The sequence below is a fragment of the Enterorhabdus sp. P55 genome (genome assembly GCF_009911695.1).
Classification (GTDB): Bacteria; Actinomycetota; Coriobacteriia; order Coriobacteriales; family Eggerthellaceae; genus Enterorhabdus.
On record NZ_QWKK01000035.1, the window covers coordinates 1 to 23,784 of the forward strand.

General features: G+C 71.0%; 15 protein-coding genes. 12 read left to right on the top strand and 3 right to left on the bottom strand.

What is annotated here, in order from left to right:
- The 9 genes from D1643_RS05130 to D1643_RS05170 all read left to right on the top strand — a co-directional run.
- The coding region (locus tag D1643_RS05130) for a BTAD domain-containing putative transcriptional regulator (protein ID WP_305038649.1) at positions 1–1,004 on the top strand (1,004 nt) is incomplete at its 5' end.
- 254 nt (positions 1,005–1,258) lie between these two features.
- Positions 1,259–4,051, top strand: a complete 2,793-nt coding sequence (gene secA, locus D1643_RS05135; RefSeq protein ID WP_160709303.1) for a preprotein translocase subunit SecA — start codon at positions 1,259–1,261, stop codon at positions 4,049–4,051.
- A 40-nt stretch (positions 4,052–4,091) separates the two neighbouring features.
- On the top strand, positions 4,092–5,189 hold the full coding sequence (gene prfB, locus D1643_RS05140) for a peptide chain release factor 2 (protein ID WP_160709305.1): 1,098 nt from the start codon (positions 4,092–4,094) through the stop codon (positions 5,187–5,189).
- 109 nt (positions 5,190–5,298) lie between these two features.
- Positions 5,299–6,126 carry a transketolase gene (locus D1643_RS05145; protein ID WP_370520295.1) on the top strand — a complete coding sequence of 276 codons (828 nt, stop codon included), beginning with the start codon at positions 5,299–5,301 and terminating at the stop codon, positions 6,124–6,126.
- 12 nt (positions 6,127–6,138) lie between these two features.
- A complete protein-coding gene (locus D1643_RS05150) occupies positions 6,139–7,104 on the top strand; it encodes a transketolase family protein (protein WP_160709309.1) in 966 nt (321 codons plus the stop codon).
- Positions 7,105–7,162: 58 nt separating this feature from the next.
- Entirely contained in the window at positions 7,163–8,005 is an 843-nt protein-coding gene (ftsE, locus tag D1643_RS05155; protein ID WP_370520296.1) for a cell division ATP-binding protein FtsE, read from the top strand.
- The gene (gene ftsX / locus D1643_RS05160; protein WP_160709311.1) at positions 7,998–8,909 is read left to right on the top strand and encodes a permease-like cell division protein FtsX; all 912 of its coding nucleotides are present in this window, start codon (positions 7,998–8,000) and stop codon (positions 8,907–8,909) included. Before ftsE ends, ftsX begins: the two co-directional genes overlap by 8 nt.
- Before the next feature lie 15 nt (positions 8,910–8,924).
- On the top strand, positions 8,925–10,220 hold the full coding sequence (locus tag D1643_RS05165; RefSeq protein WP_160709313.1) for a S41 family peptidase: 1,296 nt from the start codon (positions 8,925–8,927) through the stop codon (positions 10,218–10,220).
- A gap of 476 nt (positions 10,221–10,696) precedes the next feature.
- Positions 10,697–12,934, top strand: a complete 2,238-nt coding sequence (locus D1643_RS05170; RefSeq protein ID WP_160709315.1) for a ribonuclease R family protein — start codon at positions 10,697–10,699, stop codon at positions 12,932–12,934.
- Positions 12,935–13,376: 442 nt separating this feature from the next.
- Here the strand turns inward: D1643_RS05170 and D1643_RS05175 are convergent, their stop codons facing one another.
- Positions 13,377–14,765 carry a sodium-dependent transporter gene (locus D1643_RS05175; RefSeq protein ID WP_160709317.1) on the bottom strand — a complete coding sequence of 463 codons (1,389 nt, stop codon included), beginning with the start codon at positions 14,763–14,765 and terminating at the stop codon, positions 13,377–13,379.
- Between the two features lie 280 nt (positions 14,766–15,045).
- On the opposite strand from D1643_RS05175, the gene D1643_RS05180 reads away from it, so the two are divergent.
- Together D1643_RS05180 and D1643_RS05185 are read left to right on the top strand one after the other, a co-directional pair.
- Positions 15,046–15,498, top strand: coding sequence for a MarR family winged helix-turn-helix transcriptional regulator (locus tag D1643_RS05180; protein ID WP_160709319.1), 453 nt, complete (start codon positions 15,046–15,048; stop codon positions 15,496–15,498).
- Positions 15,495–15,938, top strand: coding sequence for a DUF523 domain-containing protein (locus tag D1643_RS05185; protein WP_160709321.1), 444 nt, complete (start codon positions 15,495–15,497; stop codon positions 15,936–15,938). Before D1643_RS05180 ends, D1643_RS05185 begins: the two co-directional genes overlap by 4 nt.
- A gap of 413 nt (positions 15,939–16,351) precedes the next feature.
- Here D1643_RS05185 and D1643_RS05190 read toward each other — a convergent pair whose 3' ends face one another.
- Complete coding sequence (locus D1643_RS05190) at positions 16,352–19,684, bottom strand: DEAD/DEAH box helicase (protein WP_160709323.1); 3,333 nt, start codon at positions 19,682–19,684, stop codon at positions 16,352–16,354.
- Positions 19,685–19,910: 226 nt separating this feature from the next.
- On the bottom strand, positions 19,911–22,616 hold the full coding sequence (locus D1643_RS05195; RefSeq protein WP_160709325.1) for an excinuclease ABC subunit UvrA: 2,706 nt from the start codon (positions 22,614–22,616) through the stop codon (positions 19,911–19,913).
- 917 nt (positions 22,617–23,533) lie between these two features.
- On the opposite strand from D1643_RS05195, the gene D1643_RS05200 reads away from it, so the two are divergent.
- Positions 23,534–23,784, top strand: a 251-nt coding sequence (locus tag D1643_RS05200; protein ID WP_160709327.1) for a hypothetical protein, incomplete at its 3' end; no start/stop codon positions are given.

The window sequence follows — 23,784 nt, forward strand, 5'->3', positions numbered from 1 at the left end:
CCGGGGCCGGGCTCGAGCCGCTGACGACGAGGCTCTCCGCCCTGGGGAGGCTCGCCCCCTCGGTCGAGCTCGTGGGCGCCCTGCGCGCCGCCGAGGTGCGCGATCGGGAGGAGCGAGCCGCCCACCTCCACGCCCGCGCCACGGGCGACCGGCGCTCGGCGGCCTGGCGCCGCGCGCACCCCGACCCCTTCCGCGAGGATCGCCGCACGCGCCCTGCCACCGCGCCATCGCCCCAGGCCATGCCGCCTGTCTTGCACGTCGATCTGTTCGGCGGGCTGTCCGTGCGCATAGGCGACGTCCCCGTGACGAGCAGCGTCATCGCGCGGCGCAAGGCCAAGACGCTGCTGGCCGTCCTCGTCCTGCGCCGCGGCGGGGAGCTGCCGCGCGACCGCTTGGCCGAGGCGCTCTGGCCCGACAGCGACCCCAAGACGGCGCGCAAGAACCTCAGCTCCACCTGGTCGGCGCTCGCCCGCGCGCTGGCGGTGGACGGCAGCTGCCCCTACCTTCTGGCCGACGACTACGGCTGTCGGCTCGACGGGCGCCTGGTGGAGAGCGATGTCGGGCGCTTCGAGGCCCTCTGCCGCAAGCTGCTGTTCAACCGCGCCCAGCTGGACACCTGGGAGGAGCTCTACTCCCAGGTGTGCGGCGACTACGCCGACGACCTGCTGCCCTGCGAGCACGATTCCGCCCTCGTGGACTCGCTGCGCCTGCGCTACCGCACCGAGCTGGCCGATGCCCTGGTAGCGGCGTCCGAGCGCCTGGTCGAGGCGGGGGAGGTGCGCGGCGCGCTCTGGTTCGCCCGCGAGGCCCTGCGCCGTGACTCGAGCCGGGAGGACGCCTACGCGGCCCAGATGCAGGCGCAGATAGCCGCAGGCCAGCGCGCCGCGGCCTTGGAGACGTACTTCGCCTGCCGGGCCTACTTGGCCGAGGAGCTGGGCATCGACCCGTCCCCGCGCATCGTCGAGCTCTACCGCGCCGTCATCGAGGAGGAGGTGGAGGTGTGAGGCCGAGCGCAGGGCGGCCGTGGCGCGGGGCTCCGCTCGACGCGTCGTCGCGCGAGCCGAGGTCTCGCTCCTCCTTTGGCTTGACCTTGCCGCGCCCCGCGCCACGGCCGGGCCCTTCCCGGCGTCTTCCCTGTTGGCACTGTGTAATTCGCACTTCGGGGGCAACGCCTATGCTAAAGTGCTTGTACTTGTGCGATGGCGTGTTCGCGCCGCCGCACTCGGCCGACATCATCGAGAGAAAGACGAGACCTTCCATGGGATTTCTTTCCAAGCTGCTCACCCTCGGCGAGGGCAAGCAGCTCAAGCGCTACGAGGCCATGGTGCAGAAGATCAACGGCCTCGAGCCGTCCATGCAGGCCCTCTCCGACGAGGAGCTGGCGGGCCTGACCGAGCAGTTCCGCGCGCGCTTTGCCGCCGGCGAGAGCCTTGACGACCTGCTGCCCGAGGCCTTCGCCGCCGTGCGCGAGGCGAGCGTGCGCACCATCGGGCTGCGCCACTTCGACGTGCAGCTCATCGGCGGCATGGCCCTGCACGAGGGGCAGATCGCGGAGATGAAGACCGGCGAGGGCAAGACGCTCGTCTCCACCCTGGCCGGCTACCTCAACGCCATCCCCGGCGACAACGTGCACATCGTCACCGTCAACGACTACCTGGCTCGGCGTGACTGCGAGTGGATGGGCCGGATCTACCGCTTTCTCGGCATGCGCACCGGGCTCATCCAGAACGGCATGCGCCCGGCGGACAAGATCCCCGCCTACCAGGCCGACGTCACCTACGGCACCAACTCCGAGTTCGGCTTCGACTACCTGCGCGACAACATGGTCACGCGCGCCGGCTCGCGCGTGCAGCGCGGGCACGCCTTCGCCATCGTCGACGAGGTGGACTCCATCCTCATCGACGAGGCCCGCACGCCGCTCATCATCTCGGGCGCGGGCACCCAGGCGGCCGAGACGTACAACAAGTTCGCCCGCGTGATGCCCGGCCTGAAGGAGGGCGTCGACTTCGACATGGACGAGGCGAAGAAGACCATCAACGCCACCGAGAGCGGCCTGGAGCGCATCGAGATGATGCTCGGCATCGACGATATCTACGCCGATCCCTCCGGCCAGCTGGCCAACCACCTCCAGCAGGCGCTCAAGGCCCAGTTCCTCTTCCACCGCGACATCGACTACGTGGTGGTGGACGGCGAGGTCAAGATCGTCGACGAGTTCACCGGCCGCATCATGGAGGGCCGCCGCTGGTCCGAGGGCCTGCACCAGGCCGTGGAGGCCAAGGAGCGCGTGCTCGTGCGCGAGGAGAACCAGACGCTGGCCACCATCACCCTGCAGAACTACTTCCGCCTCTACGACAAGCTGGCCGGCATGACCGGCACGGCCATGACCGAGGACGCCGAGTTCCGCCAGATCTACAACCTGCCCGTCATGGCCATCCCGCCGAACAAGCCGGTCATCCGCAAGGACGAGAACGACCTGGTCTACCGCACGGTGGACGCCAAGTTCAACGCCGTGGCCGACGACGTGGCCGCCCGCCACGAGGCCGGCCAGCCCTGCCTCATCGGCACCGTGTCCATCGAGAACTCCGAGCGCCTCTCGCGCCTGCTCGACAAGCGCGGCATCAAGCACGAGACGCTTAACGCCAAGAACCATGAGCGCGAGGCGCACATCGTGGCCCAGGCCGGGCGCGCCGGCGCCGTGACCATCGCCACCAACATGGCCGGCCGCGGCACCGACATCCGCCTCGGCGGCGATCCTGACGTGCTGGCCGAGGACCTGCTGCGCGCCCGCGGGCTCGACCCCGACGCGCCCGAGCTCGATGAGGCCGGCAACCCGCATCCCGACCGCCCCACCGACGCCCAGCGCGCGGCGGCGCTCGAGGAGGCCCGCGCCACCTGCGCCGCCGAGCAGCAGGCGGTGCTCGAGGCCGGGGGGCTCTGCGTCATCGGCACCGAGCGCCACGAGTCGCGCCGCATCGACAACCAGCTGCGCGGCCGCTCCGGCCGTCAGGGCGACCCGGGCACCACGCAGTTCTACCTCTCGCTCGAGGACGACCTCATGCGCCTGTTCGGCGGCAGCCGCATGGACTCCATCTCCAACATGATGAAGAAGACGGACATGCCCGACGACATGCCCATCCAGGCGGGCATGGTGTCCAAGTCCATCGAGAGCGCCCAGCGCCAGGTGGAGTCGATGCACTTCGCCGCCCGCAAGAACGTGCTGGAATACGACGACGTGATGAACCTGCAGCGCAAGGCCATCTACGAGGAGCGCAACGCCATCCTCGACGGCAAGGACATGGCCGGCCGCACCCCGGGCATCATCGCCGACGCGGTGGACGAGGTGGTGGGGGAGATGTGCCCCGCCAACCTGCCGAGCGACGACTGGGATGCCAAGGGCGTCGACATGTGGGCGGCCAACATGACCGGCACGAGCGGCTTCTCCCTGGCCGCGCTCGACCATGACGACGATCCCCAGGAGGTGGACGAGGCCCTGGCGGCCTACCTCGAGGGCATCTACGACGAGAAGGCCTCCACCCTGGGGCACGCCATGATGGAGAGCCTGTCCGCCCAGGTCATGCTGCGCATCATCGACACCAAGTGGATGCAGCACCTCCAGGAGATGGACTACCTCAAGACGGGCATCGGCCTGCGCGCCTTCGGTCAGCGCGACCCGCTCGTGGAGTACAAGAACGAGGCCTATGGCGCCTTCGAGCGCCTGACCGCGTCCATGTACGACGACTACCTGCGCACGCTCCTGCGCCTTCAGATAGCGGTGAAGCCCGACGCGGCCGCCCCGCTGCCCGAGCAGAGCGACCCACTCGAGCGCTCGATGAGCTACTCAAGCCCCGAGGAGGCGCTCTCCGGCTCTGGTACCGCCTCGGCCCGCCGCGCCGCCGCCCCGGGCGCCGGCGCGCCGCCCCGGCCCGCCCCAGCCAAGCCGGCCACCTACGAGAAGGACCGGGACGATCCCTTCGCCAACGTGGGGCGCAACGACCCCTGCCCCTGCGGCAGCGGCCTCAAGTACAAGAAGTGCCACGGCAAGGACCAGTAGGCCCGCGCCATCCGATTCGCCCCGAAGAAGAGCAGAGACGATGGAACTGAAGGAAATCGCCAAGGAACTGGAGGCCGTCGCCGCCCGCATCGCGGACGCGCGCGGCTTCCTGCACATCGATGACAAGGCCGCCGACCTGGCCCGGCTCGACGCCCAGATAGCCTCCCCCGGCTTCTGGGACGACGCCTCCCGCGCCCAGCAGGTGTCGAAGGAGGCTTCCAACCTGCGCGACACCATCGCCGAGTACGACGAGGCCGCCGCCCTGCTCGAGGACGCCCGCGCCGCCTTCGAGCTGGCGGGGGAGGACGCCGCCTTCGCCGAGGAGAGCGAGGAGTGCCTGGGGCGCCTGGCCGCCATGCTCGACGGGCTGGAGGTGGCCTCGTGGTTCTCCGGGCGCTTCGACGGGGGCGACGCCATCCTCACGGTGAACCCCGGCCAGGGCGGCCTGGAGGCCCAGGACTGGACCGAGATGCTCTACCGCATGTACACCCGCTACGCCGACGCCAAGGGCTGGCGCGTGGCCGACCTGGACGTGGTGCCCGGCGAGGGCATCGGGCTCGACCGCGCCGTGGTGCAGGTGGAGGGCCGCAACGCCTACGGCATGCTGCGCTCGGAGGCCGGCGTCCACCGCCTCGTGCGCATCTCGCCCACCGACGACAAGAAGCGCCGCCAGACCACCTTCGCGAGCGTGGAGGTGCTGCCGGTGATGCCCGATGACATCGAGGTGGACCTCAACCCCGCCGACGTGCGCGTGGACGTGTACCGCTCGAGCGGCCCGGGCGGCCAGTGCGTCAACACCACCGACTCCGCCGTGCGCCTGACGCACCAGCCCACCGGCATCGTCGTCACCTGCCAGAACGAGAAGTCCCAGCTCCAGAACAAGGAGGCCGCCTTCCGCGTGCTGCGCGCCCGCCTCTACGAGCTGGAGGAGCGCAAGCGCGCCGCCGAGCTGGACGCGTTGCGCGGCGAGCGCATGGACAACTCCTTCGGGTCGCAGATCCGCAACTACGTGCTCTACCCCTACCAGATGGTGAAGGACCTGCGCAGCGGCGTGGAGACGGGCAACGTCGATGCGGTGCTCGGCGGTGACCTGGAGGACTTCGTCATCGGCTACCACAAGTGGCACGCCTCGCAGTAGCGCGCGCCCGCGGCGGCCGCGCGCCGGTCGCATACCGCCTATCATCGCGGCCCTGACCCGCGGTTTTGCTAGAATGAGTCCGTTGCGTTTTTCGAGGAAAGGAACTGCCGTGGACGCAAGCCCATTGGAGGCGGAGGCCCGCTCCCTCCGCGCCGACATCGTGTCGATGATCGCGGAGGCGGGCAGCGGGCACCCCGGAGGGTCGCTCTCCTGCGCCGACATCCTGACCGCCCTGTACCTGGGCGGCGTGATGGAGCATGATCCCGCCGACCCGAAGAAGGAGGGCCGTGACTGGTTCATCCTGGCCAAGGGCCATGCGGCGCCTGCGCTCTACGCCACGCTGGCCCACGCCGGCTACCTGCCGCGCGAGGAGCTCAAGACCCTGCGCAAGCTGGGCACGCGCCTCCAGGGCCATCCCGACTGCCGCCTCTGCCCGGGGGTGGAGGTGTCCACCGGCTCGCTCGGCCAGGGCCTCTCCATCGCCGCCGGCACCGCCGCGGGGCTTGCCCTCGACGGTCGGGCGGGCACTGTGTTCACGCTGCTCGGCGACGGCGAGTGCGAGGAGGGCCAGGTCTGGGAGGCGGCCATGTTCGCCGCCCACCGCGGCCTGGGCAACCTCGTGGCCATCGTCGACCTCAACGGCCTGCAGATAGACGGCGCCACCGCTGACGTGTGCGACCCGGGCGATTTAGGCGCGAAGTTCGCCGCCTTCGGCTGGGACGTCACCTGCGTTGACGGGCACGACCTGGGCGCCCTCGTCGAGGTGCTCGGCGGCGCCAAGCGCGCCGGCGGGAGCCGCCCCCACGCCGTCATCGCCCGCACCGTCAAGGGCAAGGGCGTCTCCTTCATGGAGGGCCAGGCCGGCTGGCACGGCAAGGCGCCCAACGCAGAAGAGCTCACGATCGCGCTTGCCGAGCTGCAAGCGGCCGGCGAGTAAGGAGGCCACGACATGGTAAAGCTCGCAACTCCTGAGCAGGCGGCCCAGAAGAAGGCCACCCGCGCGGCGCTCGGCGTCACCCTGGCCGAGCTCGCCGCCGAGGGCCTGCCCGTGGTGGCCGTCGACGCCGACCTCACCGGCTCCACCACCACCAAGAAGCTCGCCGACGCTGGCTTCGCCGAGCGTCTGTTCAACTGCGGCATCGCCGAGCAGAACATGATCGACGTGGCCGCGGGCCTCGCGCTCACCGGGCACGTGGCCTTCACCGGCTCCTTCGCCGTGTTCGGCACGGGCCGCGCCTACGACCAGATCCGCAACACGGTGTGCTACTCGGGGCTCGACGTGAAGATCGCCCCCACCCACGCCGGCGTGTCGGTGGGGCCCGACGGCGGCTCGCACCAGATGCTCGAGGACGTGTCGCTCATGCGGGGGCTTCCCGGCATGCGCGTGCTCGTGCCGGCCGACTACGCGGCGGCCCGCGCGGCCATCCGCCTGGCGGCGGCCACGCCCGGCCCGGTCTACGTGCGCATGGGCCGCGCGTCGGTGCCCTGCGTCTACGCGGACGACGTGGAGCTGGAGATGGGCCGCGCCTACGTCCTGCGCGAGGGCACCGACGTCACCATCGTCGCCAACGGCGTGGAGATACGCGAGGCCCTGCTCGCAGCCGAGGAGCTCGCGGGCGCGGGCATCTCGGCCGAGGTGATCGACGCCTTCTGCGTGAAGCCGCTCGACGCCGACACCATCCTGGCCTCGGTGGCCAAGACGGGGCGCGTGGTGGTGGCCGAGGAGCACAGCGTCATCGGCGGGCTGGGGTCGGCGGTGGCCGAGCTTCTGGTTGCGCGGCACCCGGCCCCCGTGGCCTTCGTGGGCGTGCGCGACCGCTTCGGCAAGTCGGGCGAGTTCGAGGAGCTGCTGCGCTACTTCGAGCTTGACTCCGCCGCCGTTGTTGAAGCTGTGAAGAGGGTCTTGGCCGTTTAAGCCGTCTGCTAGAATTGGACGGTCTCAGTAATGAACGACAATTTGAACGGAGCAAACTGTGACCAATGATACGAGCCAAGGGCGCTCGCCGCGTGCTCGCCATGCCGGCTCGGGGGCTCACTCCCGCCGCGCCCAGATGGCGTCGCAGCTGTCGCAATCGCTGCCCGTGCTCGAGGTTGACGAGACCTCCGCGCCCCTGGGCACGCCGGTCATCACCTTCGACCATGTGACCAAGGTCTACCCGGCCCAGCCCAACAAGCCCGCGCTCAACGACGTGTCGCTGCAGATCTACGCGGGCGAGTTCCTCTTCCTCGTGGGCCATTCCGGAAGCGGCAAGTCCACCTTCATCCGCCTGCTCACCCGTGAGATCAAGCCCTCCGAGGGCAAGATCTACGTGGCGGACGAGGACCTCACCACCATGCGAAACTGGCGCGTGCCCTACCTGCGCCGCAACATCGGCTGCGTGTTCCAGGACTTCAAGCTCCTGCCGAACAAGACGGTGTTCGAGAACGTGGCCTTCGCCCTGGAAGTTATCGGGAAGAGCCGTCATGTCATCAAGACCCAGGTGCCCGAGGTGCTGCGCCTGGTGGGCCTGTCGGAGAAGCTCAACAGCTATCCCGACCAGCTCTCCGGCGGCCAGCAGCAGCGCGTGTCCATCGCGCGCGCCATCGTGAACCGCCCGCCGCTGCTCATCTGCGACGAGCCCACGGGCAACCTTGACCCGCAGACGTCCCGCGGCATCATGGACCTGCTCGAGCGCATCAACCGCACCGGCACCACGGTGCTCATCGCCACCCACGACCGCGAGATGGTGGACAACATGCGCCGGCGCGTCATCGCGCTCGACCGCGGGCACCTGACCCGCGACCAGGACCGGGGGGTGTACGGCTTCGATGTCTAGCTTCTTCTACTTCCTCAAGGAGTCCATCCAGGGCTTCACCCGCAACCTGTCCACCACGTTGGGCTCCATCGTCACCATCTTCCTCTCGCTGCTGATCATCGGCGTGTTCTTGGTGGGCGGCACCGTCATCAACCACCTGGTGTCCTCCATCGAGAACGAGGTGTCCATCACCGCGTACGTGGCCGATGACGCCGACCAGGCGCAGATCGACGCGCTCATGGGGGAGATCCGCGGCATGGAGGGCGTGGCGTCGGTCGACTTCACCACCAAAGACCAGGCGCTCGAGAACTTCCGCAACACCTCGAACAACCCTGACATCATCGACCAGCTTGACGGGCAGAACCCGCTGCCGGCCTCCATCGACATCGAGCTGTCGGATCCGCAGCTGGTGGAATCGGTGGCCGGTCAGGTGCTCGCCACGTCCATCTACCCCACGATCACCGACAACCCCGATGACCCGGCAGAGGCCGTGAAGTACGGCCAGCAGTCCGTCGAGCGCCTGTTCGCGGTGACCAACTACGTGCGCTACATCGGCATCGCGCTCATCGCGCTGCTCATCTTCATCGCGCTCGTGTTCATCAACAACACCATCCGCCTGGCCATCCTGGCGCGTCGCAAGGAGATTGCCATCATGCGCCTGGTGGGCGCGTCCAACGGCTTCATCCGCGGCCCCTTCCTCATGGAGGGCGCGCTGCACGCGCTCATCGGATCGCTGCTGGCCGTGGGGGTGCTCCAGGCGCTGCGCTCGGCCGCCATCCCGCGCGTCCAGGCGGCGCTGCCGTTCCTCTCGCTTGAGGTGGACGGCGGCACCTACGCGATGATCTACCTGTCGCTCGTGGCGGCGGGCCTGGTCATCGGCCTCATCGGATCGGCGTTCGCCATGCGCCGCTACCTGAAGGTGTAGCTCCGGAGGGCACCTATGGCCAAGGACGGCAAGCACAAGGGCCGCGAGCGCAAGGCCGCGGCCCTGACGAAGCAGGAGCGGGCGCGTGGTCGCAGGACCATGCGCCTCCTTGCGTTCTTCCTCGTGGTGGTCGTGGCCTTCGCGGCGGGATTCGCGGTGCGCAGCCAGACGGCCTTCGTGCAATCCCTCGGGTTCCCCGTATCGCCTGATGAGGCGGCGGCCACCTCGTCATCTAAGAACGTCAAGTCCACCTATGACTCCATCTCCGCCCGGGTGGAGGAGGTGGAGGACCTGCTGTCTGGCAGCAGCCTGGACGCGGTGGATTTGGAGAAGGCCACCTACTCCATGCTCGACGACCTGCTCAAGGCGACCGGCGACCCCTATGCCGCCTACTTCAACCCGGACCGCTACAACGGCTACATCAAGGAGACGACGGGCCGCACCTACGCGGGCATCGGTGTGCTGTTCTCCGAGTACAACGGCCGTGCCTACGTCGCTGACGTGTTCGAGGGCTCCGAGGCCGAGGCCAAGGGCGTGCGCCAGGGCGACTTCGTGGAGGCCATCGACGGCGACTCGAGCCGCGTCTGGTCGCTGACCGAGGTGGTCAACTCGCTCGCGCGGGATGAGGGCGCGAACGTCATCGTCACGTGGATGCGCCCCATCAGCCTCGATGCCGAGACCGGCTCTGAGTTCACCACCACGCTTCTGTGCCGCCGCTACGAGGAGGTCAACGTCACCACCGAGCTGGTGAATGAGGTGGGCTACATCCGCCTGCGCCAGATCACGCAGAACTCGTCAGACCTGGTGAAGAGCGCCGTGGCCGACCTGACCAATCAGGGCGCCACTGCGTTCGTGCTCGACATCCGCGACAATCCCGGCGGCTACCTCACCCAGGCCGTGGACATCGCGAGCCTGTTCATCAAGAGCGGCGTGATCGTGGAGATCCGCACGGTGGACGGCGTGTCCTCCAAGACGGCGAGCGGCGTGACGGTGACTGACGCCCCGCTCGTGGTGCTCGTGAACGGCTACACGTCCGCCGCCTCCGAGGTGCTCGCCGCAGCCCTTCAGGACAACCAGCGTGCCGAGGTAGTGGGGCAGACTACGCTCGGGAAGGGGTCGGTGCAGGTGGTGCGCGAGCTGACCTTCGGCGGTGCGGTGCGCTACACGGCGGCCTACTACCTCTCGCCCCTCGGGCACGAGATCAACGGCGCGGGCGTGGTGCCCAACATCATGGTAGACGCCACGGAGGATGCCGACACCCAGCGCCTGGTGGCCATCGATACCGCGCACTCGCTCGTGGCGCGGGGATAGGCGCCCCGAGGCGACGGCCTGGCCGCCTCCGGTGGGCGTCGGCCCTAGTTGGCGCGTCGATCCGAACGGAGGCGTCTGCTCGAATTGACGCGTCGGTCCGAACGGGGCAGAATCGACGGCTTGACGACGTTTTTTCGGGCTCTCGTGCGGCCTTTGCGTGCTCGGCGTCGTAAAACCCCAGGTCGCGTTTTTTTTTTGCCGGGCGGCGATTGGGCGCGCTGGACGTCGCCAAGTGTCGTCAAACCGTTGATTCTGCCCAGTTTGCAGCGCCTGACGCGCGGGGCCGTCGCGGATGCGGGCCTGCTGCGCGAGGGGTGTCGCAGGCGCGACTGCCTTTGTGCCAGCGGAGTCCGCCGCGGGGTGCGGCCGTGCCGCGCGTTGCCTGTCGCCGCCGCATCCGTTGCCTATCCGCCTGCTGCCTGCCGCCCGCCGTCCAGCGCCGCCCCATCGTCCGCCTCCGTGAAAGGAGCCCCTCCATGGCCCGACATCGCAAGCATGTGCGCCGCGCCCCGCGGTCGAACCCGCGCGGGGTGCTCGTGGCCCGGGCCGGCGGCTTCGGGTTCGTCTCCACCGCCGAGGGGGAGTTCTTCGTGCCCGCCTCCGCCATGGGCGGGGCCTTCGACGGCGACCTGGTGGAGCTGGCGCCCATCAGCCGTCGCGGCGAGCGGGGCGGGGCATCCGGCCGAGGCGGGGGACGTCGCGACCAGGACAAGCCGGCGGCACGCGTGGTGCGCGTGCTCGACCGCGCCCACGACACGGTGATCGGCCGCTACGAGGTGGCCGAGCCCTTCGGCGTGGTGGTGCCCGAGGACACGCGCATCTCCTACGACATCTTCACCCTGCGCGCCGACCACCCCGAGGTGCCCGACGGCTCCCTCGTGCGCGTGCGCGTGACCCAGTTCCCCACGCGCCACACCGCCGCCACGGGCGTAGTGGAGGAGGTCATCGGCACGGCCGAGACGGCAGCCTTGGGCGTGGACGTCATCGTGGCGCGGCACAAGCTGGAGACGGAGTTCTCCGCCGCAGCGCTCGAGGAGGCCCGCGTGGCTGTGCTCGACGAGGAGGGCGCCCTGGCCGCGGGCTACCGCGACCTGCGCGACCGCGTGACCTTCACCATCGACCCGGCCGATGCGCGCGACTTCGATGACGCGCTGTCGCTCGACTGGGTGCCGGCGGACGGGACGTCTCGCCCGAGGCCTGGGGGGAAGCCGGACGCCGACGCGGCGGGGGAGGCTTGCGGGCTCTGGCGGCTGGGGGTGCACATCGCCGACGTGTCGCACTACGTGGAGTGGAACTCGTCGCTCGACCTTGACGCGCGCCGGCGCGCCATGAGCGTGTATCTGGTGGACCGCGTGATCCCCATGCTGCCCGAGGAGCTCTCCAACGAGCTGTGCTCGCTCAAGCCCGGCGAGGCGCGGCGTTCGATGACGGTGGACCTGTACCTGGATGACGCGGGCGACCTGGTGCGGTTCGAGGCGTATCCGGCGCTCATCCGCTCGGACGCGCGTCTCACCTACGACGAGGCCCTCGCGATGATCGAGGCGGCGGGCGAGGCGCCTGGCGAGGGGGGAGCCTGGCGGCAGGAGGCGTCTGCCGCGGCGGCGTCGGGAGCCGCGTCGTCGCCTGCGTCGGATGCCGAGGCGGCAGGTGCGGCCTGCACTGCGGCGTCTGCGGACGCCGTGCCTGACGGCCGGCCTCGCTCTGGCGAGGGCCTGCCGGCTGCCGATGCCGCCGATCCCATCGCATCCCGCGTCGTCGCGGCGGCGCGGCTCGCGCGCCTGCGGCAGGGCGTTCGCGCGCGGGCCGGCGCGCTTGACTTCGACACCGTCGAGGCCAAGGTCCAGCTGGATGCGGAGGGCGCGCCTGTCGGCATCCGCCTGCGTGCCAAGACGGCTGCCACCGAGCTCGTGGAGCAGGCGATGATCCTGGCCAACGAGGCGGTGGCCACGTTCTTGGAGACGCGCGGGTTCCCCTGCCTCTACCGCGTGCACGAGCGGCCTGCGCCCGATGCGCTCGGCGGCCTTGTGCCCGTGCTCCAGGAGTTCCCCTGGTTTGGGGAGGAGATGGCGGCGCGTCTCGTGACGGGTGATCCGCGGGCGCTCCAGGACGTGCTGGCGGCAAGCGAGGGACGGCCCGAGGGCGAGCTGGTGTCCATGCTGCTTCTGCGCTCGATGCGCCGCGCGCTCTACCGCCCGGTCAACGACGGCCACTACGGGTTGGGGCTGGCTGTGTACGCGCACTTCACGAGCCCTATCCGTCGCTATCCTGATCTCGTGGTGCATCGGATGCTGCGTGCGGCGCTCACCAAGCGGCCGCAGAAGTTCGACCAGGAGGTGGCCGCGCTGCCCTGGATCGCCGAGCACTCCTCGGACATGGAGCGCGTGGCCGATGAGGCGGCCCGCGAGTCGCAGGAGCTCAAGATGACGGAGTACCTGGCCGGTCACGTGGGGGAGAGCTTTCCCGCCATCGTGTCGGGCGTGGCGAGCTACGGGCTCTACGCGCGGCTTGAGTGCACCGCCGAGGGGTTCATTCCCCTGCGCGCCCTCGGGCGCGAGTACTTCGCCTTCGACGCGCAGCGCTATACGCTCACCGGCGAGGAGAGCGGATGCGTCCTCCGCCTGGGCCAGCGCCTTCCCGTCACGCTCGTGCGCGCCGAGGCGGCTACGCGCAAGATCGAGCTCAAGCCCGCCGAGGGGCGCGATCTGCGCTGGTAGGCGTTTGGGCGGGCGACGGACGGCTGGGGCTGGCGCGAGGGAGATCGGGCTGGCGGGCCGGGGGGCGGGCGCTGGTACGAGGGCTCGCGTGGCGGGAGACCGAGCCGCCTGGCCGGGGGGCGCTGGCGTGGCGGGCTGGGCGCGCCAGCGCGGGCGGAGGCCCGGTCGAGGGCATCCTCTTGCGGCGGAGGCGCCGAAACTGCACGGTTTTGACGACTTTGTGACAGAGTGGGGGCGTTCTCGGGCCTTGGGAGGGCGCGTTTTCTCCAATCGCCAAGCGCGACCTGGGGAAACGTCTGCCAGAGCGCCCGTTGCGGCACTTCGGGCGTCACAAAGTCGAAAAAACCGTGCAGTTTCGGCGCCGTTCCGCGTCAATTCGCCCCGTTCGTCCCGTTCGCCCCGCGTACCGCGCGCCGCGCGCCGAGCGTCCGCGCGGACGGCGCTAGGCCAACCCGATCCAGGTCTGGATGATGGGCAGCCACCCGAGCGCGAGGATCACGATGACGAGCGTGGGCACGCCGAAGCGCATCCAGGGGCGGATCCACGTGGGGAAGCGCAGGCCCTCGCCGTTGTTGGCCTCGGCGAGGAAGTTGTCCCAGCCCCAGCCGCGCTTGCTCACGCAGAACGCCACGAACACGAGCGAGCCGAGCGGCAGGATGTTGTTGGACACGAGGAAGTCCTCGATGGACTGGATGTTGCCGACGCCCGGCAGCTCGAGGCCCGAGAGCACGTTGAAGCCGAGCGCGCAGGGCAGCGACAGCAGCGGGATGGCGATGAGGTTGAAGATAACCGCCTTCTTGCGCGACCAGCCCCACTGGTCCATGGCGAACGAGAGGATGCACTCGAACACCGCGATGACGGTGGAGAGCGCCGCAAAGCTCATGAAGATGAAGAACAGCGTGCCCCACACATTTCCGAGCCACATCTGCTCGAACACGGACGGCAGCGTGATGAACACGAGCCCGGGGCCGGAGTCGGGCGCCACGCCGAAGGCGAAGCAGGCGGGGAAGATGATGAGGCCGGTGGCCAGCGCCACGCCCGTGTCGAGGGCGCCGATGGTGGCCGCCTCGCCCATGAGCGAGCGGTCCTTGCCGATGTAGCTGCCGAAGATGGCCATCGAGCCCATGCCGATGGACAGCGTGAAGAACGCCTGGCCCATGGCGGCGTAGGCCGCGTCGCAGAACGTCTTCACGTCGGAGAAGATCTTGGAGAAGTCGGGCGCCAGGTAGAACAGCACGCCCTCGCCGGCGCCAGGCAGGGTGACCGCGCGCACGATGAGCACGCCGATGATGGCGAGCAGGCACACCATCATCACCTTGGTGATGCGCTCGACGCCCTTCTGCAGGCCGAGCGAGCACACCCCGATGGCGATGGCCACGGCCACCACCATCCAGGTCACGAGCTCGGTCGGGTTGGCGAGCATGCTGTCGAAGGCCGCTGCGGTCTGGGCGGTGCTGGCCTCGGAGAAGGTGCCGGAGGCCATCTTGGGCACGTAGGCGAGCATCCAGCCGGCCACGGTGGTGTAGAACATCATGAGCAGGTAGTTGCCGGCGATGCCCACCCACTTGAAGCGGTGCCAGCCCGACCCCTTCGGCTCGAGCACGTCGAACGAGCGCGCGATGGACTTCTGCGAGCCGCGTCCCACCGCGAACTCCATGGCCATGATGGGCAGGCCGAGGATAACGAGAAACACCAGGTACATGAGCACGAAGGCCGCGCCGCCGTACTCGCCGCAGATGTAGGGGAAGCGCCAGACGTTGCCCAGGCCGATGGCACAGCCGGCGCTGATAAGGATGAAGCCGAGGCGGGATCCGAACTGCTCTCGCTGCATGGGGTGTCCTTTCGGGCCGCGTCGCCCGGGGGCGGCTGCGGCGGATGGTGGGTGCGATTGCCGCCGGGCGTGCCCGACGAGCTGGGACATTGTACCTGATGCAGGCCGCCTTTCCCCCGGCGTCGCGCAACTGGATCGTTAGCAGGCTCTTCCCCGCGCCCCTGCGGAAATGCGCTACCATGATACGCGTTAGCATACCTTACCCCAATGCTCATCGAGAGGCCGGCCGTCCCTGGTGGATACGCGTCGGGCACGCCCTGGAAGACGGAAGGAGCGCTTCATGGCCGATGGCGCCAAGGAACGCCGTGAGGAGATCGACGATCTTCTGACCTCGGTGTTCAACTCGATCCTGCGCATCGAGGAGAAGTCGCTCGACAATCGCTTCACCGAGGGCCTCACCATCACCGAGATCCACACCATCGATGCCGTGGGCTATCGTGAGGCCAATCCCATGAACGTGGTGGCGTCGCGTCTGGGGGTGACGCTGGCCACCCTCACCATCTGCGTGAACCGCCTGGTTGACAAGGGCTATCTCATCCGCGAGCGCGACACGGCGGATCGCCGCCGCGTGCTCGTGTCGCTCTCGCGCAAGGGGCGCCAGGTGTACCGCGCGCACCGCCTGTTCCACCGTCAGATGGTCGACGAGGCCCTGGGCACCCTCTCTGACGAGGAGGAGCGCGTGCTGGCGGACTCCCTCATGAAGGTGCGCGCGTTCTTCGAGGAGCGCGCGTGATCCTGGCTGTGAGCGCGTGCCTTCTGGGTGATGCGTGCCGCTACGACGGCGCGGCGAAGCCCTGCGCGCGCGTGGCCGCGCTGGCCGCGCGCCACGAGCTCGTACCGGTGTGCCCGGAACGGGCCGGCGGCCTGCCCGTGCCGCGTCCGCCCGCGGAGATCGTCGAGCGTGATCCGGTGCGCGTGGCCGACGCGGCGGGATCCGACGTGACGGCGGCCTTCTGCGCCGGCGCCCGCCGCAGCCTGGAGGAGGCGCTGGCCGCCGGCTGCGCGGGCGCGGTGCTCAAGGCGCGGTCTCCCTCGTGCGGGTCGGGCGCCGTCTACGACGGCACGTTCGCGGGCGCGCTCGTTCCCGGCTGGGGCGTGGCGGCTGCCCTCTTCCGTGAGGCGGGGCTGCCCGTGGTCGACGAGGACGCCGACTTCGCGTCCCTGGGATGGTGACCGCCGCTCGGGGTCGTGCGTGGTCGCGGGCTGGGGCTTGGCGGCACCTCGGCGGGGCGACTGCCACATTTTGGGCCTCAGGCGGCACTGATTGGCAGTTTGGTACGGTCTGAGGGGCCATGAGCCCCCGCTTACGCGATCTCTGGCGCCTTACGGCTAGGGCCAACCTGGGCAAACGTCGACGCAGGGTCCGCGAGTGCTGCTGCGAACCGTACCAAACTGCCAATCAGTGCCATTTTCGCGCGAAAACGTGGCAGTGGCGCGGTGCGTGGGCGCCGCACGATCCTTGGCGCGCGGCTCGCGTGGGTTCTGGCGGGAGCGCGGCGCGCTGACGGGCTCTGGGGCGCGGCTCGCCTCGTGCGTTGATGGATCCCGGCGCCGGACGCCGTCAGGCGGGGCGGGCGGCCGGCGCGCTAGTCGCCGGTGAGCAGGTCGATCAGGTCGTCTTGGGTGAGCGTGGCCAGCGACACGCCGTCGCTCGCGCCGATGACCGCGGCGGCCAGGTCGGCCTTGCGCTCCTGGAGGCGCAGGATGCGCTCCTCGATGGTTCCCTCGGCGATGACGCGGTAGACGCTCACGGCCTCGGTCTGGCCGATGCGGTGGGCGCGGTCGGTGGCCTGGGCCTCGGCGGCGGCGTTCCACCACGGATCGGCGTGGATGACCACCGAGGCGCCCGTCAGGTTGAGCCCCGTGCCGCCGGCGCGCAGCGACACGAGGAACACGGGCGTGTCGTCGGCGTTGAAGGCGTCCACCAGCTCGACGCGCTGCCGCTTGGGCGTGGCGCCCGTGATGACGTAGTAGGGCACGCCCTCGCGGTCGAGCCGCTCGGCGATACGCGCCAGATACGTGGTGAACTGGGAGAACACGAGCGCCTTTTGCCCGCCGTCGCGCGCCTCGCCCACGAGGTCCATGAGGGCGTCCATCTTGGCGGCGCGCCCGCGGAAGTTCTCGTAGACGAGCGCCGGATCGCAGCAGAGCTGCCGCAGCCGCGTGAGCTCGGCGAGCACCTCCACCTTGCGCTCGTCGAAGCGGCGGCCATCCTTGGGCTTGGGCGCGGCGATGTCGGCGCGCAGGCGCTGCTCGTGGGCGGCGTAGAGCTTGGCCTGCTCGCCGCGGAGCGGGACGGCCACCACGCTCTCGAGCTTGGGAGGGAGGTCGGGCAGCACGTCGGCCTTGAGGCGGCGCAGCACGAAGGGCCCCACGAGTGCGGCCAGGCGGGCTGCGGCGTCGGCGGCCTCGGCCTCGTCGGGCTCCTCCTCGCGGCCGAGGATGGGGGCCTCGAAGCGCTGGGAGAAGCTCGCGTAGGACCCGAGCAGCCCCGGCATGAGGAAGTCGAAGATGCTCCAGAGCTCCGAGAGGCGGTTCTCCACCGGCGTGCCGGTGAGCGCCAGGCGCAGCGGCGCGGTCAGGCGCTTGGCGGCGCGGGCGGTGAGGGTGGCCTGATTCTTGATGTACTGGGCCTCGTCGAGCACCACGCAGCCCAGGTCGCGCTCCTCCCAGGCCTCGGCATCGCGGCGCAGGAGGTCGTACGAGGTCACCAGCACGTCGGCGCCGTGGGCGCGCACGCGGTCGCGATCGCGCTTGGGGCCGGCGACGGCTGCGGCCGTGAGGGAGGGGGCGAAGCGGCGCAGCTCGGCCGTCCAGTGGTAGACGAGCGAGGCCGGGCACACGATGAGCGTGCCGCCCCCGGCGCGCAGCTCCTCGGCCCGCGCGAGGAGCAGGGCGATGAGCTGCACCGACTTGCCGAGGCCCATCTCGTCGGCGAGGATGCCGCCAAGCCCCAGGTCGGCCAGGGCCGAGAGCCACCCGAAGCCTTCGCGCTGGTAGGGGCGCAGGGTGGCCCGCAGGTCGGCGGGCGGTGCGTAGGCGGTCACGTCGACTGCGCGCAGGCGCTCGACGTAGCGGTGGAAGCCCTCGTCGCGCCGCGCGTCGGACAGAGTCTCGTCCAGGTAGAAGGCGCGCCAGGCGGGCAGCTCCACGTGTCCGGAGGCCAGGTCGGCCGCAGAGAGCCCCAGGTCGTCGGCGAGCCGCTCGAGCTCGGAGAGGTCGTAGCCCTCAAGGCTCAGGAACGCGCCGTCGCGCAGGCGGTGGTAGCGCCGGCGCTGGCGGTAGCTCTCGAAGAGCGCCGCGAGCTCCTCGGGCGGCAGGTCGGCAGAGGACACGTCCAGGTCTATGAGGCTGCCGTGAAGCGAGAGCCCCACGTCTACCCGCGGCTTCCCATCGGCGATGAGGCGGTCGAAGGCGGGCGTGGTGAACACCTCGCCGAGGGTCTGGAGGCGCGAAAGCCCGCCGAAGAGCAGGCGCTCCACGCCGTCGCCGTCGGCGAGGGGGAGGGTGGCGTCGGGGCGGAAGTAGGCGGAGAGCACGTCGCACGCGCGCCGCTCGGCGGCCTCGTCGCGCAGCGGGGTCGGGCCGGGCCAGGCGCCGGCGCGAGCATTCGGGCTGGTGGGCGCGCCGGGGGCCGCGATGCCGACGGTGACGGGCGCGCCGTGGGCGGCCTCCACCTCGGTGGCGAGCGCGTGGGGCGGCACGGCCAGGGGCAGGCGCGCCTCGCCGTAGACGGCGTGGGCGAGCATGGTGACCGCGTGGCCCTCGCGGTCGAGGCGGAACTCGAGCGTGCAGGGCACGGGGCGGTAGCGGTCGATGTCGGCCGGGGCACGCACGTCCAGGTGCTCCTCGAGCAGCGGCAGCACCTCCGCGCAGAACAGCGGCAGGTCGGCCGCGGCCACGAAGAGGCGCTCGTCGCTGGACTGGTAGACGGCGCGCAGGAAGTCGGCGCACCGTGCGAAGGCAGGCGTGCAGCGGTAGAGCAGGTCGTCCTGGACGACGTAGAGGCGCTCGCCGGCGGCCGCGAACACGAGCGGCTCGTCGCGCATGATGGTGTAGCCGCCCGGATCGAGCGCGCAGAGGCGCAGCGTGAGGGCGGGATCCTCGTCGATGGCGCTCACCTGGTTGGTGCGCCGGAGCACGCCGTCGCCGCCCTCGAGCGTGAAGGTGCGCCCGCCCTCCAGGTCGATGAGCTCCACCACCTCGGCCTCGGTGAGGAAGAGCTCGCGGTCGGTGCCGCCCTCGCGCCCGGCGCGCCGGGCGACCAGGCGGTTACGCGCTGCCACCGCCCGCGCGATGAAGCCGGCGAGCGCCCGGCCGTGGGCGGTGAAGGCCTCCGGCGCGTGGGCGAAGGCGAGCTTCTGCCCGTAGGCCACCGTCTCGCCCGTGCGCAGCGCCGTCGCGAACTCCGCCAGCGAGCGCAGCGCGTAGCCGCCGCGCGGGCCCACGACGCGGAAGCGCGCCGTCCAGCTCTCGTAGGCGTAGCCCAAGATGAGCTCTACGTCCACGGCGTCGCGCAGCGCCTCGTGGGAGGCGCGGCGGGCGCGGTCGAGGTAGGCGGCGAGGGCGGGGCTCGTCTGGGGCGCGGCATCGGGGCGCCAGCCGAGGAAGCCGTCGGGGCGCGCGAGGTAGGCGAGCGCGAGCGCGGCGGCGTGCTTGCACATGCCGTCCGCGCCGCGGAAGGCGGGGCAGGTGCAGGAGTAGTCGATCACCGCGCCGGCGGCCTCGTCGAGCGTCGCCGAGGTGCGGTAGCGGTCAGACCAGCCGGCGCTCGAGGCCACGAAGGCCGACAGCGTCACCTCGCCGCCCGCGTAGCGGCACTGGCGCGTGAGGATGTCCTGGTCGCGCGCGGCGATGGCCCGCGCCCGCTGAAGCGTGCGCGCCGAGCAGTGCCGCGCTATCTCGTCCTCGGTGATCATGCCTTCTCGGCTCCTCTCGATCTGTCCTGGCCTGTTCCGGCCTTTGCGGCCCGGGGCCTCGGGCTCCGGCCGTCCGGCTCCCCGCGCCCGGGGCAGGGCTTCGGTCGCCTCCTTGCTGCGGAATCATGTGGTGGGGCACCACGTGATTCCTCGCTGCGGGGGGGGGCGCTCCCTTCGCTCCGGCCCCGGGCGCGGGGAGCCTGCTCGGGCTCGGCGCTGCGGGCGCTCAGCCTCGATGCTCCTGGTGCTCGGCGTCGCCATCTTCCACCTGCTGGCCCGCCAGCGCCGAGCGCAGGTAGCGGCCGGTGACGCTGGCGGGATCGGCCGCCACCTGGGCCGGGGTGCCTGCGGCCACGATGCGGCCGCCGTCGGCGCCGCCGCCCGGCCCCAGGTCGATGACGTAGTCGGCGTTGGCGATCATGTCCAGGTCGTGCTCGATCACCACCACGGTGGCGCCGTGCTCGACGAGGCGCTGGAGCACGGCGACGAGGGTGGCTACGTCGAGCGGGTGCAGGCCGATGGTAGGCTCGTCGAACACGAAGAGCGCGTCGGCCTGGCTGCGTCGCATCTCGCTCGCCAGCTTGAGGCGCTGGGCCTCGCCGCCCGAGAGCGCGGGCGTCGCCTCGCCGAGGGTGAGGTAGCCCAGCCCCAGGTCGTGGAGGGTCTGGAGCTTGGCGTGGGCCTTCTTGAGCCCGCTAAGCGCCTCGAGGGCCTGGTCCACCGTGAGCGCGAGCAGCTCGGGCAGCGCGAGGGTGCGCACGGAGGCGAGGTCGTCAGCGTGGCTGGCAGCGCCGGCCGCGGAATCGTCGTCGCGGGCGCGCTGCGGTTCGGTGGCGTCCCGGGTGACCTCGGCGCCCCACGGCGCGCGGCTGCCGGGGGAGTCGGCCGCGGCGCTGCCGCCCACCGTCATCTGGAGGGCGTAGGCGTCCGCGCCGTAGCGCGCGCCGCGGCAGTCGGGGCAGGGGATGTCCACATCGGGGAGGAACTGCACGTCGAGCGAGATCTGGCCGGTGCCGTCGCAGGTGGGGCAGCGCAGGCTTCCCGTGTTGTAGGAGAAGTCGCCCGCCTTGAGGCCGCGCTCGCGCGCCTCGGGCAGCTGGGCGAAGGCGCGCCGCAGGTCGTCGAGCACGCCGGAGTAGGTGGCCACGGTGGAGCGCACGTTCACGCCGATGGGCGTGGCGTCCACGAGGTTCGCGCGCGTGATGCCAGGCGCGTCCACGTCCACGACGTGCGCGGGCAGCGTCCGTCCGGCGATGCGTGCCTGAAGGCCCGCCACCAGGCTCTCGAGCACGAGCGTGGTCTTGCCCGACCCCGACACGCCGGTGACCGCGGTCAGGCGCTTTCTCGGGATGCGCGCCTCGAGGGGCCTCACGGTGTGGAGGGCGCTGGTCTCCAGGCCGATGGCGCCCTCGTCGAAGACGTGCTCCGGCGCGACGGGCGTGCGCACGCGCACCTTCGCCGTGCCGGCGAGGAGCGGGCCGATGCGGCTGGCGGGGTCGGCTTCCACCTGGGCCACCGTTCCGCTTGCGATGACGCGCCCGCCGTCGGCGCCCGAGCCGGGGCCTATCTCGATGAGGTGGTCGGCGTGGCGCAGCACGGCGGTGTCGTGATCGACCATCACCACCGAGTTGCCGTCGGCGATGAGGTCGTCCATCACGCCGAGCAGGCCCTCCACGTTGGCCGGGTGCAGCCCGATGGAGGGCTCGTCGAGCACGTAGAGCACGCCGGTGGTGCGGCTGCGCACGGCGCGCGTGAGGGCCACGCGCTGGCGCTCGCCGTTGGAGAGCGTCGCGCTCGCGCGGTCGAGGGAGAGGTAGCCGAGCCCCAGCTGGCCGAGGCGCTCGAGGGGCTCGGCCGTCTCCGCGATGATGGCCTCGGCCATCGGGCGCAGCTCCGCCGGAAGCCCGGGGCCCACCGTGGGCAGCCAGGCGCGCAGGCCGTCGAGCGTGAGGGCCGCCGCCTCGGCGAGGCTTTGCCCGTCGATGAGGCTGCCCCGCGCCCGCGCCGAGAGCCGGGTGCCGCCGCAGTCGGGGCACGTGTCCTCGGTGAGGAACTTCGCCACGCGGGCCATCCCCTTCTCGTCCTTGGCCTTCGAAAGCGCGTTCCTTACCGTGTTCACCGCGCTGTAGTAGGTGAAGTCGAGCTCGGTGGCGCGGTCCTTGCCCTTGGGGACGTAGAGGATGTGGCGCTTCTCCATCGGGCCGTGCAGGACGATCTCCTTCTCCTCGTCGGTGAGGTCGCGGTAGGGGACGTCAGTGCGCACGCCCATCTCGCCGGCCACCTGGCTCATGAGCGACCACATGAGCTGGCGCCAGGGGGCCACGGCCCCCTCGTCGAGGGTGAGGGAGGGATCGGGGACGAGGGTGGACTCGTCGATGGTCCGCACCACGCCGGTGCCGCCGCAGGTGGGGCAGGCTCCGGCGCCGTTGAAGGCGAGGTCCTCAGCGGAGGGACCGTAGAACTCGACGCCGCAGGTGGCGCACGTGAGGGGGCGCTCGGCGGCCACGTTGAGCGAGGGCGGGTTGAGGTGTCCGTTCGGGCAGCGGTGGGCGCCGACGCGCGAGAACAGGAGGCGCAGGTGGTTGAGAAGCTCGGTGGACGTGCCGAACGTGGAGTGCACCCCGGGGACGCCGGGTCGCTGGCGCAGGGCGAGGGCGGCCGGCACGTGGCGCACCTCGCAGGCCCCGGCACGGCCGGGCTGCGCGATGCGGCGGCGCGTGTAGGCGGAGAGGGCCTCCAGGTAGCGGCGGGAGCCCTCCGCGTAGAGGACGCCGAGGGCGAGCGAGCTCTTGCCGGAGCCGGAGACGCCGGCGATGCCGACGAGCTGGCGCAGGGGAACGTCGACGTCGAGGTCGCGCAGGTTGTGCACGTGCGCGCCGCGGACCTGGATGGCGTCGGGGGAGGGGGGCGTGGGGGAGGTCGGGTCGGACATGGGGTCTCCAATCGTGGGGCGCCCGGCGCCGGGATGGCGCGAGGCGACAGACCATTCTACCGCGCCGCGCCTGCAGGGTGCAGCGGCGAGACGCGTGTTGGGCGGCGATTCGTTGCCCGCGGCGGTCGTGAGGGGCGGGGTTGGAGCGGCGATCCTCCGGTTTTTCGGCCCCGGCTGCAGATTTTGACGGTTTTGCACTCTCGGGAGACGCGGGAGGGGCGCTCGGGCGTGGGAGGCCCGATGCCGACCAGGGCAAACGACGGAGGGCGGCGTGCGCGGGGCCTTGGACGGCGGAGGGACGGGTGCAAAACCGTCAGAATTTGCGGAGCCCGCCGAAAACGCCAAGGCGCCTCGATGGGGCAGCGGGCAAGCGGCGGGCGTTTGGGCGCGTGGGCGGCTCTCGGCGAAGCGCGCGTGGCGGGCCGGAACGGGGCCGGCGGGCCAGGGCGAGAGGGGGTGACGGGCGTTCGTGGCGGGGTGCGTCCGGCCGCCGCGTCGGCGGTGCGTGCGGGGTGCGTCTGCGGTGCCTTCGCATCCAATCTCGCGAGTTGTCCGAGGGCCTGACGCGGGCTGTCGGCCTCCTTGCGGGCTTCGATATGCGCGACCTGGGGAAACGCCGGGGTTCTCGCATGGTGGCGCCTCGGATTTCAGTTCTCGGGGCTGACGAGCCTCAGATAGCTCGCGAGATTGGATGCGAAACGGCGCGAGGCCGAACGAGGAGGGCCGCTCGGCCGCGTGGCTCAGGCGGTCTTCGCTGGGCGGGGCGCGTGGTAGGCTGGCGGTCTTCGCGAGGCGGGGCTGTGCGGCGGCCGCTCGCGGCGGTTGTCGCGCGAGGAACCCCGCACCGCCGAGCGATCATGCAGACGGCCCCGCTCGCGGCGGCTGTCGCGCGGGAGGAGGGACGGGGTTTGGATACAATGACGAGGACGGAAAACGAGGCAGCGGAAGAGGCGATGGTGGCGGATACTCGACAAGATGGCCGCAGCGCGGCGGAGCGGGACGGCGTGCGAGCGGATGCGGAGCTCGTGGCGGACAACGCGGACGCGGCCCTGGACGCGGCGCTGGCGCTCGTGCGCGAGGCTGCGGCAGCGGGACGGCGCGCCTGCGTGGTGACGGCCTCGGCGGAGCTGGCCGCGTCGGTGCGGCGGTCGCTGGCCGCGTCGGGCGG